Origin of the sequence: Rugamonas violacea, assembly GCF_016461825.1 — a bacterium.
Taxonomy (GTDB): domain Bacteria; phylum Pseudomonadota; class Gammaproteobacteria; order Burkholderiales; family Burkholderiaceae_D; genus Rugamonas.
The window spans coordinates 108,370-123,045 of record NZ_JAEMNU010000083.1 but is presented as its reverse complement, the minus strand read 5'-3'; the positions used below and the strand labels follow the sequence as shown (position 1 = coordinate 123,045).

The 14,676-nt window shown below is 64.9% G+C and carries 14 protein-coding genes; 10 read left to right on the top strand and 4 right to left on the bottom strand.

Annotation, left to right across the window (positions count from 1 at the left end):
• Positions 1–86: 86 nt before the first annotated feature.
• The 3 genes from H7U20_RS16540 to H7U20_RS16530 form a co-directional block, all read right to left on the bottom strand.
• Positions 87–1,064: a proline dehydrogenase family protein gene (locus H7U20_RS16540; protein WP_199760243.1), complete on the bottom strand. Its 978-nt coding sequence runs from the start codon at positions 1,062–1,064 to the stop codon at positions 87–89.
• 248 nt (positions 1,065–1,312) lie between these two features.
• A complete protein-coding gene (locus H7U20_RS16535; protein WP_199760242.1) occupies positions 1,313–1,915 on the bottom strand; it encodes a glycine zipper 2TM domain-containing protein in 603 nt (200 codons plus the stop codon).
• Between the two features lie 35 nt (positions 1,916–1,950).
• On the bottom strand, positions 1,951–2,367 hold the full coding sequence (locus H7U20_RS16530; protein ID WP_199760241.1) for an NINE protein: 417 nt from the start codon (positions 2,365–2,367) through the stop codon (positions 1,951–1,953).
• A gap of 231 nt (positions 2,368–2,598) precedes the next feature.
• On the opposite strand from H7U20_RS16530, the gene rpsP reads away from it, so the two are divergent.
• The 9 genes from rpsP to H7U20_RS16485 all read left to right on the top strand — a co-directional run bounded on the left by rpsP (position 2,599) and on the right by H7U20_RS16485 (position 10,540).
• A complete protein-coding gene (gene rpsP, locus H7U20_RS16525; protein WP_093385996.1) occupies positions 2,599–2,844 on the top strand; it encodes a 30S ribosomal protein S16 in 246 nt (81 codons plus the stop codon).
• Between the two features lie 15 nt (positions 2,845–2,859).
• Positions 2,860–3,420 carry a ribosome maturation factor RimM gene (gene rimM, locus H7U20_RS16520; RefSeq protein WP_233410809.1) on the top strand — a complete coding sequence of 187 codons (561 nt, stop codon included), beginning with the start codon at positions 2,860–2,862 and terminating at the stop codon, positions 3,418–3,420.
• 44 nt (positions 3,421–3,464) lie between these two features.
• Positions 3,465–4,211: a tRNA (guanosine(37)-N1)-methyltransferase TrmD gene (gene trmD, locus H7U20_RS16515; RefSeq protein ID WP_199760240.1), complete on the top strand. Its 747-nt coding sequence runs from the start codon at positions 3,465–3,467 to the stop codon at positions 4,209–4,211.
• Between the two features lie 117 nt (positions 4,212–4,328).
• The gene (gene rplS / locus H7U20_RS16510; RefSeq protein ID WP_099415880.1) at positions 4,329–4,712 is read left to right on the top strand and encodes a 50S ribosomal protein L19; all 384 of its coding nucleotides are present in this window, start codon (positions 4,329–4,331) and stop codon (positions 4,710–4,712) included.
• Between the two features lie 94 nt (positions 4,713–4,806).
• Entirely contained in the window at positions 4,807–5,466 is a 660-nt protein-coding gene (locus H7U20_RS16505) for a CoA pyrophosphatase (RefSeq protein WP_199760239.1), read from the top strand.
• 98 nt (positions 5,467–5,564) lie between these two features.
• Positions 5,565–6,524: a CobD/CbiB family protein gene (locus H7U20_RS16500; protein ID WP_199760238.1), complete on the top strand. Its 960-nt coding sequence runs from the start codon at positions 5,565–5,567 to the stop codon at positions 6,522–6,524.
• 226 nt (positions 6,525–6,750) lie between these two features.
• Entirely contained in the window at positions 6,751–7,095 is a 345-nt protein-coding gene (locus H7U20_RS16495; RefSeq protein WP_199760237.1) for a DUF3579 domain-containing protein, read from the top strand.
• Between the two features lie 103 nt (positions 7,096–7,198).
• Positions 7,199–7,648 carry a CBS domain-containing protein gene (locus H7U20_RS16490; protein WP_199760236.1) on the top strand — a complete coding sequence of 150 codons (450 nt, stop codon included), beginning with the start codon at positions 7,199–7,201 and terminating at the stop codon, positions 7,646–7,648.
• A gap of 132 nt (positions 7,649–7,780) precedes the next feature.
• Positions 7,781–10,540: a M16 family metallopeptidase gene (locus H7U20_RS16485; RefSeq protein WP_199760235.1), complete on the top strand. Its 2,760-nt coding sequence runs from the start codon at positions 7,781–7,783 to the stop codon at positions 10,538–10,540.
• Positions 10,541–10,749: 209 nt separating this feature from the next.
• Here the strand turns inward: H7U20_RS16485 and H7U20_RS16480 are convergent, their stop codons facing one another.
• Positions 10,750–11,490: a GntR family transcriptional regulator gene (locus tag H7U20_RS16480; protein ID WP_199760234.1), complete on the bottom strand. Its 741-nt coding sequence runs from the start codon at positions 11,488–11,490 to the stop codon at positions 10,750–10,752.
• A 379-nt stretch (positions 11,491–11,869) separates the two neighbouring features.
• Between H7U20_RS16480 and H7U20_RS16475 the strand changes: the two genes are divergently transcribed.
• On the top strand, positions 11,870–14,572 hold the full coding sequence (locus H7U20_RS16475) for a TonB-dependent receptor (protein WP_199760233.1): 2,703 nt from the start codon (positions 11,870–11,872) through the stop codon (positions 14,570–14,572).
• Positions 14,573–14,676 lie beyond the last annotated feature (104 nt).

Below are 14,676 nucleotides of genomic sequence, written 5' to 3'. Positions count from 1 at the left end.
CGTTCGTCCGTTTGGCGCGGCGGACCCCGCCCCTGGGCGGCTTGTCGCCGTCCGGCGGCCCGCCGCGACGCCCGCTTGGCGCCCGCTCAGGCCATCAGGTCGATCACCGCCTGGTACAAGCGCACCGGCTCCTCGGCGATGCGGTTCAACACATACAGGAAGTGCTCTTCGCCGAACACCGCGTATTCGCGGGTGGGGAAGCCGCGCGCCCGCAGGCCCTCGATCTGTTCGCTGCCTAGGCCGATCAGCGATTCGAACTCATAGTTGCGCGGGTCGATGCGCTCCTTGATGATCAGCTCGCTCAGATCGTGTTGGATGCCACGGTCGTGGCTGGCGATCGAGCACTTGTGGCCGCTCAGCAGCAGCTCGCCGGCCAGCGCGCGGTAGGCCGCCGCCAGTTCGGCGCTGTTGCGGTGGTAGGCCACGTCCTCGCCCTCGAGGAAGGCGCCCTTGACCAGGCGGATGCGGCCCGGCAGGCGCATCAGCGCCGGCAGGTCGGCCGGCGTGCGGTGGCGTTTGGCCGGCACGGTGATGCCGACGTTGTCCAGATTCTCTTCCTGGTGCAGGCGGCGGTAGATGGCGTAGATGTCGTCGGCGCGCTCGGCCGCCTCCATCGAGATCATCACCTCGCGGTTGATGCAGGCGGCGGCGTGGGCGATGCGGCGGGCGTTGCGGAAGCCCAGCTCGGGATCGACTAGCGAGCCGATGTGCGACAGGTCGAAGGAGATCGAGCATTTCAGGTTCTGCTCGCCGATGGACTTGCACAGCTCCATGAAGACTTCCGTCTCGGCCATGGCGAAGGCCTCGTCGCGGCAGCTCTCGCCCATGTATTCGGCCGAGGCGGCGTGGCCTTGGGCGTTGATCTGCGCCACCCGCTGCAGCGCCGAGGCGACCGTCTGGCCGGCCACGTAGCGCTGCGACACCTTGTGCATGTGGGGGCGCAGCAGTGGGTCGCGGCAGAATTTTTCCTTGGCCGTTTCGTCGAGCGCCAGCGCGCGCAAGGTGCTGGCGGCCTGGTCGACCAGTGGTTGCCATTGGGCGGGGAAAGTGGGGTCTGGCTGCACGGCGTCTCCTTGCGTGATAAGAATGTTGTTTGGTGGATATGGTGTCGCGGACGAAAAAAAACAGCCCGTGGGCTGCTTCTTTTCGTCTTCGGCTGGGCGGGGAACCCACCGGCAGGAGCCGGGGTCGGACCCGCCGGGTCCGACCCCAGATTTGCGCCGCTGGGGTTTTCCGGCCGGCTTGGCGGGCGCTTGCCTTCTTGCCGCCGAGACCGCCCTTGGCGCTTGCCTTCTTGCCGCCGAGACCGTCCTTAGTTGCGCACGATGCTGCCGTTGGCGTTCTTGACGCGGTCGCCGGCCATCAGGCCCGGGTCGTGGTCGAAGTTGAAGCTGGCCTGCTTGCCGTCCTGATACTGCACGGCGACGGTCCAGACCTTGCTCGACTTGGCCTTTTGCTCGATCTTGTTGCCGGCGTAGGCGCCACCGGCGGCGCCGGCGACGGTGGCCAGTTCGCGGCCGTGGCCGCTGCCGACCTGGTTGCCCAGCAGGGCGCCGGCGACACCGCCGGCGATCACGCCGAGGGCGCTGCCTTCGCCGGCCTTATCGCTGACGTTGACCGACAGCACCTTGGCGCAGTCGTTGCAGGCCGCCGCCGGCTTGGCCGGGCCGGCCTTGAGGGCGGCCTTGGCGGCCTTCACGCTCTTGTCATATTCGCTTTTGGCGTCGCGCGTGCACTGCATGCGGGCGCCGGAGTTGCTTTCCTCGGCGCACAGCTTCTTGTCGTCGGCGTAGCGCGTCGCGGCGCGCTTGCTGTCGATCGAGTATTGCTCCTTGGGGCTGAGCGGCGGCTGGGCGTAGGCGCTGGACATCATGCCGGCCAACAGCAGGGCCGCGATCAAAGGACGGGTTGTCATATTTTTTCTCCGTGGTGGGGTGTCGGGGTGCGGAATTAACCGTATGCGCCCCCAGTGTACAACAAGTCAAACAGGCGTGAAATCGTGGCGATCAGCCCTCCCGCGCCCAGCATCAGCGTGGCGACCAGGATCAGCGCCAGCGGCCAGGTCGAATCCGATTGGCGGCCGGAGCCCTGGTTGAAGCCGGCGTCCCATTTCTCGTCGGACATCAAACCCAGCACCAGCGCCTCGAGGAAGCCGATCAACACCGACAAGGTCATCGGCATGATCTGGTAAAACCAGTCGGCGCCTGGCGCCGCCACGGCGACCAGCACGGCGGCCGGCAGGCAGGCCAGGTGCAGCCAGCCCCAGACGTCCTTGGCGCCGCGCAGGTAGAAACGGTGGGCGCCCAGGCCGCCCAACAGGAAGCCGAGCAGGGTGGCGAAGGTTTTATTCTTGTGCGAAACGGTCATAAATATCGTGACAAATGCACGCCGGTTGCGGGAAAGTGGGCAGTATCGGTCATAATACCGGCCCCGGCCTATCTTTTTTAGGTAACAAGGCTATTGCCGCCTGCGCCGGAACGAGGGATAATCACCGATTACCCCAACACTGCCCAATTATTTGATAACGCTTGCTGCTTTGCGGTCAGGCGCGCTATAATTTGCGGCTTTTTCCGTCTCAGCACACTTTTTGGAAATATTATGGTCGTTATTCGTTTAGCTCGTGGAGGCGCCAAGAAGCGTCCGTTCTTCAACATCGTTGCAACCGACTCGCGCAATCGTCGCGATGGCCGTTTCATCGAGCGCATCGGTTTCTACAACCCGATGGCATCGGGTGGCGAAGTGCCATTCCGCATCACCGCTGACCGTCTGGCTCACTGGGAATCCGTCGGCGCGCAACTGTCGCCAACCGTGGCCCGTCTGGTCGCCGCGAACAAATCGGCTTAAGTCTGGTTCACTGGTTTGACCGATAAGCAAGCATCCGGGGTGCAAGTCCCCGACGATTTGACACAGGTAGGCTTTGTCTACGGTGCCTATGGCGTCGCTGGCTGGGTGAGGGTAAGACCTTTCTCGGAAGATGCGGATGCCCTGCTGAACGTCGAAACCTGGTGGCTCGACAAGCCGGCCATGCGCGATGTCGATGTCACGCAGTGCAAACTGCATGGCGGCGACGTTTGCGCACAGCTGGCGGGCGTGACCGACCGGAATGCCGCAGAAGCGCTCAAAGGCGCCGCTGTGTTCGTTCCGCGCAGTCATTTCCCGACGCTGTCGGCAGATGAATTTTATTGGGCCGATCTGATCGGCCTGACAGTAGAAAATGTACAAGGTGAGCACCTGGGGCAGGTGACTGACATGATGAGCAACGGTCCTCAATCGATCTTGCGCATCAAGCCAGCGGCCGCAGCCGATGCCGATCCGGCAGTCGTGGCGCCAGAGCGCCTGATTCCCTTCGTCGACCAGTTCATCGTCAAGGTGGACAAGGAAGCGAAGAAGATCACCGTCGACTGGGGTCTGGATTATTAAGTCGCTCCCGAGCACGCGTAGTGGACAGTCTGGAAAGGCAGGCCATGCAATTTGATGTCGTGACCCTGTTCCCGGAAATGTTCGGCGCACTGACGCAGTCGGGCATCACCCGGCGCGCCTTCGAACAGAATAAATGTGGCTTGTCGCTGTGGAATCCGCGTGATTTCACCAGCGACAATCACCGCACCGTGGATGACCGCCCCTACGGCGGCGGCCCCGGCATGGTGATGCTGGCCAAGCCCTTGGAAGCGACCCTGGCCGCCGCCAAGCAACGGCAGACCGACGCCGGTCTGCCGCCGCCGCGCGTGCTGTTCATGTCGCCCCAGGGCAAGCAATTGACGCACGAGCGGGTCATGCGGCTCAAAGCCGAGCCGGGTCTGGTGATCCTGTGCGGCCGCTACGAGGCGGTCGACCAGCGCCTGCTCGACCGTTGCGTCGACGAGGAAATCAGCCTGGGCGACTTCGTGTTGTCCGGCGGCGAGTTGCCGGCGATGGCCTTGATGGACGCCGTGATCCGCCAGCTGCCCGGCGTGTTGAACACCGACGCTTCGGCGGTCGAGGATAGTTTTGTCAACGGCCTGCTCGATTCGCCGCACTACACCCGGCCCGACGTCTACCAGGGCGTGGCGGTGCCGCCCGTCCTGATGGGCGGCAACCACGCCGAGATCATGAAATGGCGCCGCCAGCGCATGCTGGAGGCGACCGCGCGCAAGCGCCCCGATTTGCTGACCAAGGCGCGCGCGGCGGGCTTGCTCAGCAAGCTCGACGAAAAGTTTTTGGCGGGTTCGTAAATCCGTCGTTGTACCCTGCGGGCATGTTGCCCGCGTGTTTAACCCCATCCTCTACCGGGCACAGGGCGTCCCGCACGCCATGGCCGCGCCGGCAAGATGGTTTATGGAGTAAGAAAAATGGATCTGATTCAACAACTCGAGCAAGAAGAAATCGCTCGCCTGGGCAAAACCATCCCTGAGTTTGCACCTGGCGACACCGTGATCGTCAACGTCAACGTCGTCGAAGGCACCCGCAAGCGCGCCCAGGCATACGAAGGCGTCGTCATCTCCCGTCGCAACCGTGGCCTGAACTCGAACTTCATCGTTCGTAAGATCTCGTCCGGCGAAGGCGTCGAGCGTACTTTCCAGCTGTACTCCCCGCTGATCGCTTCGATCGAAGTGAAACGCCGCGGTGACGTCCGTCGCGCCAAGCTGTACTACCTGCGCGAGCGTTCGGGCAAATCGGCACGTATCAAAGAAAAACTGCCAAATCGCCGCGTTGTGGCGAAAGCAAGCGCTTAATTGCCGCTTGTGTTTGGATAGAAGGGGCGCCGGCTGGCGCCCCTTTTTTGCATCTGCGCGCTGTCCGCTGTACAGTGGCGTGAGGAGGTAGCACGTGGCCAAGTCCCAATTCGATCCCCAACAATTACCCGCCGGCGACATCGCCGGCGAAGCGCCGCTGGCGGCCGAGCGCCTGGTCGCCGGCTGGCTGCGCCAGCGTTTCGCCGCGCCGCCGCCGTGGACGCCCGAGCACAGCGAGCCGGTCCTGGCCCTGCGCGAGACGCCGACCCCGGCCTCGGTGCTGATCCCGCTGGTGCAGCGCGCCGCCGGCATGACCATCCTGCTGACCCGGCGCACCGCCCACCTGACCGACCACGGCGGCCAGATCAGCTTCCCCGGCGGCCGCGCCGAGGACTACGACGCCTCGCCCATCGACACCGCGCTGCGCGAGTCGGAGGAGGAGATCGGCCTGCAACGGCGCCACGTCGACGTGCTCGGCATCCTGCCCGACTACTACACCGGCACCGGCTACCGGGTCACGCCGGTGGTCGGCCTGGTGGCGCCGCCGTTCGAGCTGAACGCCGACCCGGGCGAGGTCGAGGAGATCTTCGAGGTGCCGCTGGCCTTCCTGATGGATGGCCTGAACCACCAGCGCCTGTCGGTGGCGCTGCCGGACGGGCGCCGTTCCTTCTACGCGATGCCGTATGATCGCTTCTACATCTGGGGCGCGACGGCCGGCATGCTGCGCAATCTATTCCATTTCCTGCGCGCCTGAGCGCGCCGGTGATGAAATTCCCGCAATAAGTTTGATTCCGCCACTGCACTGCGCTATCGTAGCGGGCATTACGGCATTGCTGATTAAAAGGACGTTTGATGACATTTCTTTCCATTCTTTGCGCGCTACTGATCGAACAACTAAAACCCCTGCGCGCAGACAATCCGATCTACGCCGAGATCAAGAGTCTGGCGTTGCGGATGGAGACCTGGTTCAACGCCGGCCACCCGCGCCACGGCCGCATGGGCTGGTTCCTGATGATGGCCATCCTGATGCTGCCGACGGCGCTGATCTACTGGGTGCTGATGCACTACAAGCTGTTCCTCGCCGCCTTCGCCTGGAACATTTTGATCGTCTACCTGACCCTCGGCTTCCGCCACTACAGCCACTATTTCACCTCGATCCAGCTGGCCCTGAACGCCGGCGACGAGGCCACCGCGCGCGGCCTGCTGGCCGAGTGGACCAAGCTCGACACGGTGGGCATGGAAGTCGCCGAAATCTCCCGCATCGCCGTCGAGAAGTCGCTGATCACCACCCACCGCAACGTCTTCGGCGTGTTCTTCTGGTTCCTCATGCCGCTCGGTCCGGCCTGCGCGGTGATGTACCGCGTCGCCGAATACCTGTCGCGCGCCTGGAACGAGCCCGAGCACATGCGCAACGAGGCCTTCGGCCAGTTCGCCGCCCAGGCCTTCTACTGGATCGACTGGATTCCCGTGCGCCTGACCGCCGTCGCCTTCGCCGTGGTCGGCAACTTCGAGGACGCCATCTACGCCTGGCGCAACTTCGCCGACCGCTGGCAGGACGAGGCGATCGGCATCATCCTGTCGGCCGGCGGCGGCGCCATGGGCGTGCGCCTGGGCACCCCGGCCGAGAACGCGGCCAAGGTGCTGCCGGTCGATGCCGCCACCGTCGACACCACCGACGTCGAACCGGAAGTGCTGCCGGGCGAGGAGCCCAGCGTGCGCGCCCTGCAGAGCACCGTCGGCCTGGTCTGGCGCGCCCTGTTGTTGTGGATGATGTTGCTGTTATTGCTGTCCGGCGCGGTCTGGCTGGGCTAAGCGGAAAAACAGGCTTACAATGGGGCTTGCCCGTGGGACATAGCGCGCCGCGCCTGCGCGTGTTGTCATTCTGGCTCCCCTTGCTTGTAAAAAGTGTATGTAATCAAGGGTTTAGCAATTCAGGTCTTCTATAAGATATAATACTGAATATCCGCAAAGGATCGCTTTACCAGCCCGGCGCACCTGCCGGGATCTTCCACGCACACTTGTTACCCACAAGCCGCCTATGGCCGAGACCGCTCAAAACAAGAAAGAACCGCGCGACGAGTTCTTTATTCTTGGCATCACCAGCAATGGCCGCCAGTTCCGCCCCAGCGACTGGGCCGAGCGGCTGTGCGGTGTGATGTCGTGTTTCCGCCCCGAAGGCACCACCTCGCGCAATTCCCACCTGCAGTTTTCGCCGTATGTGCATCCGACCGTCGTCAACGGCGTCAAATCGGTGGTGGTCAACGCCAAGCTGCGCCAGATCGAACCGCTGGCCTACCACTTCGTCGTGGCCTTCGCCAACGACAACGACCTGCAAATGGTCGAAGCCTGCCTGATGCCGGAACCCGAACCGGGCAAGGCCTGAGGCCGCGCCCCCAGGCCCGCGCAATTGAGCGGGATCAGCTTTTTCCCTTTCCCCACGTGTTAACGTAAGCTTTTCCCGGCATGCCGCCGGGCAGGGGACTGCCATGCGTATTGGTGAAATCTGTACCGTGCAAACCGTGCATTGCAAGCGCGACCTGACCGTCCAGGGCGCCGCGCTGTTGATGCGCAACCATCATGTCGGCGACCTCGTCGTGGTCGAACAACCCAACGGCGAGCGCGTCCCGGTCGGCATCATCACCGACCGCGACATCGTCGTCTCCGTCATCGCCCTGGGCCTAGACCCGGCCAGCCTGCTGGTCGGCGACATCATGGTCGAGGAGTTGATGACCGCCAGCGAGGACGAGGACGTCTACGAGACCATCGAACGCATGCGTTTCAAGGGTATCCGCCGGGTGCCCGTGGTCAACAGCCTGGGCGGCCTGACGGGCATCGTCTCGATCGACGACCTGGTCGAATTCCTCGCCGAGGAGATGGGCGAGTTGTCGCGCATCAGCTCGCGCCAGCTGGCCAACGAGAAACAGTTCCGCCAGTAGGGCGCGGCGCCGCCGCCCGCTCCGGCGGCGCGCTGAAGTTTTTCTTATAGCAATATTTCTTCTTCCAACTTCCCTATCGTGCGGCACAGCGAGTATGCTGTATTCCCCGCTTTCATCCATTTATCGCCAAATATGAAATCACCAGTACGGAAACACGGCGTCCGCGCCGGCTTGTTGTTTTGCAGCATGTCCTTCGTGGTCAGCTCGGTGGCCTGGGCGCAAGCCCTGCCGGCCGGTGTCGTCAAAGGCCCCTCGGTCGAGGGCATCACCGAATACAAACTGCCGAACGGCCTGAAGGTGCTGCTGTTCCCCGACGCCTCCAAGCCCACGGTGACCGTCAACGTCACCTACCTGGTCGGTTCGCGCCACGAGAATTACGGCGAGACCGGCATGGCCCACCTGCTGGAACACATGCTGTTCAAGGGTTCGCCGAAGAACCGCAGCATCCCCAAGGAATTCGCCGACCGCGGCATGGACTTCAACGGCACCACCTCCTACGACCGCACCAACTACTACGAGGTGTTCCAGGCCAGCCAGGACAACCTGAAGTGGGCGCTGGACATGGAGGCCGACCGGATGGTCCATTCCTTCGTCGCGCGCAAGGATCTGGACAGCGAGATGACGGTGGTGCGCAATGAATTCGAGTCGGGCGAGAACAGCCCCTTCGGCGTGCTGCTCAAGCGCATGCAGAGCGTGGCCTACGACTGGCACAGCTACGGCCGCTCGACCATCGGCAACCGCAGCGACATCGAGAACGTCAAGATCGAGAACCTGCAAAACTTCTACCGCAACTACTACCAGCCCGACAACGCCGTGCTGCTGGTGGCCGGCAAGTTCGACGCCGCGCAGACCCTGGCCTGGATCGGCAAGTCCTTCGGCGCGATCCCGAAACCCAAGCGCAGCCTGCCGCCGTTCTGGACGGTGGAACCGACCCAGGACGGCGAGCGCGGCTTCACCGTGCGGCGCAAGGGCGACATCCAGATCGTCGCGCTGGGCTACAAGATCCCGGCCGCGCTGCACGCCGACAGCGACGCGCTCAATTTCATGTCCGAGATCCTCGGCGACACGCCGAGCGGGCGCCTGCACAAGGCGCTGGTCGAAAGCGGCCAGGCGGCCCAGGTGTTCAGCTTCGGCCAGACCGGCTACGCCCCCGGCCTGCAGATCATCGGCGCGCTGGTCAAGGCCGGCCAGCCGATCGAGCCGGTGCGCGCGGCGTTGACGGCGGCGGTGGAAAGCTTCGCCGCCACGCCGCCGACGGCCGAGGAGATGGAACGGGTGCGGCGCAATTTCGCCAACGGCATCGAGAAGGCGCTCAACGATCCGCAGCAGGTCGGCGTCGCCCTGTCCGAAGAGATCGCGTTGGGCGACTGGCGCCTGCTGTTCCAGGGCCGCGACCGCCTGGCCGGCATCACCGCCGAGCAGGTCAGCGCCGCCGCCGGCCGCTACCTGAAGCGGGACAATCGCACCGTCGGCGTGTTCCAGCCGGAGGACGCGCCGCAGCGCGCCGAGATCGGCGCCGCGCCCAGCGTGGCCGAGGCCATGCGGGGCTTCAAGCCGCAGGCCGCCAGCCTGAGCGCCGAGGACTTCGAGCCGAGCCAGGCCAACATCAACGCCCGCACGACGATCAAGACCATCGGCGGCCTGAAGGTGGCGCTGCTGCCGAAGAAGAACCGGGGCGGTGTCGTCGCGGTCGACCTGCAGACCCGCTGGGGCGACGAGAAGAGCATGTTCGGCAGGGGCACGGCGGGAACGGCCGCCAACGAGATGCTGATGCGCGGCACCAGCAAGTACAACCGCGAACAGCTGGCCGACGCCTTCTCCAAGCTGAAGATTTCCGGCGGCCTGCACCATTTCGAGACCACCGGCGAACATCTGGCCGAGGCGCTGCGCCTGGTCAGCCACGTGCTGAAGGACGCCAGCTTCCCCGAGGCCGAGTTCGAGCAGATGCGCCAGCAGTGGTTGGTCGGCGTCGAGGCCGGCCGCAACGAGCCGCAGTCGATCGCCCTGCAGGCGGTGGCCGAGTACTTCGACCACTATCCGAAAGGCGACGTCCGCGCCGTGCAGACCATCGACGAGCAACTGGCCGAGATCAAGGCGCTCAAGCTGGAGGACGTGAAGGCCTTCCACCGCGACTTCTACGGCGCCTCGAACGGCGAGCTGGCCATCGTCGGCGACTTCGATCCGGCCGTCGCCAGCAAGGTGATCGAGGAAACGCTGGGCAACTGGCGCAGCCCGGCGCCCTACGCCCGCATCGCCCGCAGCAACGCCGACAAGGCCGCCTGGCGCAAGTCGATCAACACGCCGGACAAGGAGAACGGCTTCTACACGGCGCGCCTGAACCTGGACCTGCAAACCGGCGACGCCGACTACCCGGCGCTGCAACTGGCCAACTACATCTTCGGCGAGGGCGGTTTGAAGTCGCGCCTGATGGACCGCATCCGCCAGAAGGACGGCCTGTCCTACGGCGGCGGCTCGGGCATCGACGCCGACGACATCGACCGCAGCGGCAGCTTCGCCATCTACGCCATCGCCGCGCCGCAGAACCTGGCCAAGCTGGACGCGGCGGTGCGCGATGAGTTGGCGCGCGCGCTGAAGGACGGCTTCACCGCCGCCGAGGTGGCCGGCGCCAAGTCGGGCATGTTGCAACAGCGCGTGCAGAGCCGTTCGAAGGATGGCGTGCTGGCGGCCGGTTGGACCAGGAACCTGCTGCTCGGCCGCACCTACAGCTTCAGCCAGCAGTTCGAGGACAAGCTGAAGGCGCTGACGCCGGAGCAGGTCAACGCCGCCTTCCGCAAGGCCATCGACGCCGGACGCATCAGCGTGGTGCTGGCCGGCGACGAGGCCAAGGCCAAGGCCGCCGCCGCGCCGGCGGTCAAGGCGCAGTCGAAGTAAGCACATCGAGCCAGGAGGGCGCGCCGGCGGCGCGCCAAACGAAAGGGGCGGAGCGCGCAATGCGTTCCGCCCCTTTTTTTGGGAGGGATTCAAGGCGCCCCGGAACGCTTGCCTACCCCACCGGCGAAGAGCTGGGGTCGGACCCGGCGGGTCCGACCCCGGTTTCCGCCGGTGGGATTTTCCGGCGCTCCGCGGACGCGTGCCGAGGCCTAGCTGGTGCTCAACTCGGCGACGAAATCGTACATGTCGCCACGGAAGATCGAGCGGCAAAACTCCACCGCGCGGCCGTCGCGCAAAAATCCCAGACGCTCGACGGCCAGGCCGGCGTCACCCTGGTTGGCCTGCAGCAGCGCGGCCTGCTCGGCGTTGAGCAGCAGCGCGCTGAGGCGTTGCAGCGCGCGCACCGGGCGGTTGCCGGCCCGCTCCAGCGCGTCGTACATCGACACCTGCACCGCCTCGATCGAGGGCAGGCAGGCGGCGACGATGGTGGCGTACTCCAGGCACATCGGCACCTCGTCGGCGTAGCGGATGCGGTGGAAGCGGAATACCGCCGCGCCGGGACTCAGGCGCAGGCGCAGCGCCTCCTCCGGCGTGACGGTGCCCTCGGCGCGCTTGAGCCAGACGCTGCGCGGGTCGCGGCCGCGCGCCCGCATGTCCTCGGAGAACGAGGTCAGCTTGGCGAAATTCTTCTCGATGCGGGTGTTGATGAAATTGCCCGAGCCGGGCCGGCGCACCAGCAGCCCCTCTTCGACCAGGCCGTCGATGGCCTTGCGCACGGTGATGCGCGAGATCGACAGGTCGGTGGCCAGCTGGCGCTCGGCCGGCAGCGCCTCGTCCGGGCCGAACAGGCGTTTGTCGATCGCCTCGCGCAGCGCGCGTTGCAATTGCTGGTACAGGGGCAGGCTGCTGGTCAGCCCCAAATTCTGCATGATCTCTGCGAGCGAAGTCATTCCTGTGGGTCTCCCGTCGTGGCGGCGCGTACTTGGCGCGCCTGCCTTTGTGTCAAATGTGTCGCTGGATAATACCAAAAAAAGACCGCGACGTTGGTATTACTCGGCGCTCTACGGTTTCTACCTACGACGCTGGGGAATGCATCAAAACGGTGCGGAAATTTGCGCAAAGTGGTCTGTGTGTGGCTTGCAACATGCTAATAATCGCTATTAAATTGGTAGTGTTCCGGTATTTAACCGGCGTATATTGGCGTTGGATTGGTTCTGTAAGTGCTGGCAAAGAAGGGATCCTTGGGACGCCGCATTGTTGGCGGACACCAATTGATCTTTATAAAAAAGAAACGGTTTCCGCAGCGAAGCCGCAATCAAGGGAGAAAACATGAAACGCAATCTGAGCGCAATTGGTATGGTCGACATGAACACGGCCGGCCGCAGGCTGAAGCCGATCGCGGCGGCCGTGGCGCTGCTGGTGATGGGCGCGGCGCTGCCGCTCCAGGCCCAGGCCCAGCAGGCCGCCGGCAAGGACGAGGTGGTGGTGGTGACCGGCATCCGCGCCTCGCTGCAACAATCGCTGAACCAGAAGAAGCTCGCCGACAGCCTGGTCGAGGTCGTCACCGCCGAGGACGTCGGCAAGATGCCCGACAAAAACGTCGCCGATTCGCTGGCCCGCGTGCCCGGCGTGACCACCACCAGCGCCGGTTCGGCCGAGGGCTCGTTCGGCGAGAACGAGCACGTCCAGTTGCGCGGCCTGCCGTCGCAGCTGACCCTGACCACCTTGAACGGCCACACCGTGTCGAGCGGCGACTGGTACGGTCCGAACATTTCCAGCGGCGGCCGCAGCGTCTCCTACACCGTCCTGCCGTCCGACCTGGTGGGCCGCATCGTCGTGCACAAGTCGGCGCAGGCCGATCTGATCGAAGGCGGCGCCGCCGGCACGGTCGACATCCAGACCCGCAAGCCGCTCGACTTCAAGCAGGCGCTGAGCACCTCGCTGTCGGCCGAGGCGGCCTACTCGACGGCGGCCAAGTCGACCGACCCGGCCGTCACCGCGCTGTTCAACTGGAAGAACGCCGAGAACACCTTCGGCGTGCTGGCCCAGCTGTTCTCGCAGACCCGCAAATTGCAGCGCGCCGGCTCCGAGGGCGTGTGGTGGGACAAGACCGGCGCCAACTACGCCGACCCGGCGCTGGCCGGCAAGAACATCAGCCTGCTCAGCGGCGCCGTGCTGTTCGAGCAGGAGCGCAAGCGCCAGGGCGGCTATATCGAAGCGCAATGGAAGCCGCTCGGCAACGTCACGCTGGACCTGTCGGGCTTCCGCTCGACGGTCGACGCGAAGAACTACAACACCAACTACATGGCCAACACCATCAACGCCGTCAACGGCCCCGGCGGCGACGGCAAGTCGGTCAAGCCCAGCGGCCCGGTCACCGTGGCGGGCAACACCATCACCTCGGTGTTCTACGACAAGAGCGCCTTCGGCAGCAACAGCGCCGGCGCCTATTCGGTGATCGAGGACGTCGCCGCCCGCCCGGATGCCAAGACCGACTCGACCTTCGTCAACTTCGACGCCAAATGGGTGGTCGACCAGGACTTGACCGTCACCGGCAAGCTGGGCCACACCAGCGGCGGCGGCCGCACCAAGGACGTCGGTTTCGAAGTGCAAAGCGGCTGGAACCAGGGCGCCGGCTACAGCCTGACGCCGGACGGCATCTTCGTGCTGAACGTGCCCGGCGGCGACAAATTCGTCCGCGCCGGCGGCGGCATCGGCGGCTGGGGCAGTTACACCGAGTCGAGCGACAAGGAAAGCTACGGCCAGGCCGACGGCGAACTCAAGCTCTCCTTCGACAAGCTGCCGTCGATCAAGTTCGGTGTGCGTTACGCCAAGCACCAGCGCGACCTGACCAAGCTGGCCATGACCTTGGGCGCCGGCTCGGGCGACGACGCGCAGATTCCCGACAGCGCCATCGGCAACTACGGCAGCAACTGGTACGGCAATCTGCCGGTCAACCCGACGCCGGGCTTCAGCCCCTTCAAGATCAGCAACGACTACGTCGCCTCGTGGGTGGCCAAGTACGCCACCTTCAACAGCCACGCCACGCAGCAGGAATACAACATCAAGGAGAACGCGGCGGCGGCCTACCTGATGGCCACCTTGCAGCCGAGCGAGGCGGTCGGCGGCAACGTCGGCGTGCGCGTGGTGCGCACCGAGATGGACATCCGCGCCTTCCTGCCGGGCGGCCAGCCGAACTACGAGCAAAGCTTCAAGGACTTCCTGCCCAGCCTGAACCTGCGCGCCGATCTGGCGCCCAGCCTGGTCGGCCGCTTCGCCCTCAACCGTGGCATGTCGCGGCCCGATTTCGGCCAACTGGCCGGCAACGAGCTGAGCGACCTGCAGCACACCGGCGTGGGCAGCAACCCCTTCCTCAAGCCCATCCGCAGCAACAACATCGACGTCGCGCTGGAGTGGTACTTCGCGCCCAAGGCGATGCTCTCGGCCGGCCTGTTCGCCAGCAAGCTCAAGGGCGTGATCGCCTACGGCCATAGCGTGCTGGCCTACGCCGACGCCTCCAAGCAGGGCGCCATCGCCAACTACGACATCTCGGCGCCGGTCAACACCGACGGCACCCTGAGCGGCTTCAACGGCGCGTATGAGCAGAGCATTTGGGGCGGCTTCGGCGTTTCGGCCAACTACAGCTACGCCGACGGCAAGCAGAGCGGCAAGTTGGCCGACGGCACCTGCAACGGCAAGGCCGGCGAAGACTGCTCGCTGTACGGCACCTCGAAGAACGCGTACAACATCGGCGCGTTCTACGAGGATGAGCGCTTCAGCGCGCGGCTCGGCTACAGCCACCGCTCGACCTACAAGCTGGGCAATCGCGGCGGCAGCGATTATTTCCAAAGCGCCAACGGTTCCCTGAACGTCTCCTTGAACTATACTTTCAACAAGTCGGTGCAGTTCACGCTGGAAGCGCAAAACCTGAACGACCCGCTGCTGACCGTGTTCAAGACCGACACCACGCAGATCGCCGGCGTCTACAAGAACGGCAAAACGGTCTACGGCGGCGTGCGCATCAAATACTGACCCCGCCCGTCCCGCGCCCCACCACCTCCCCCCGGGCTCAGCCCCCGGGGTCAGTGCCGACATTCGGACACGAGCTCGAGCGTAGGCTGTCGCCGCGGCTTCTA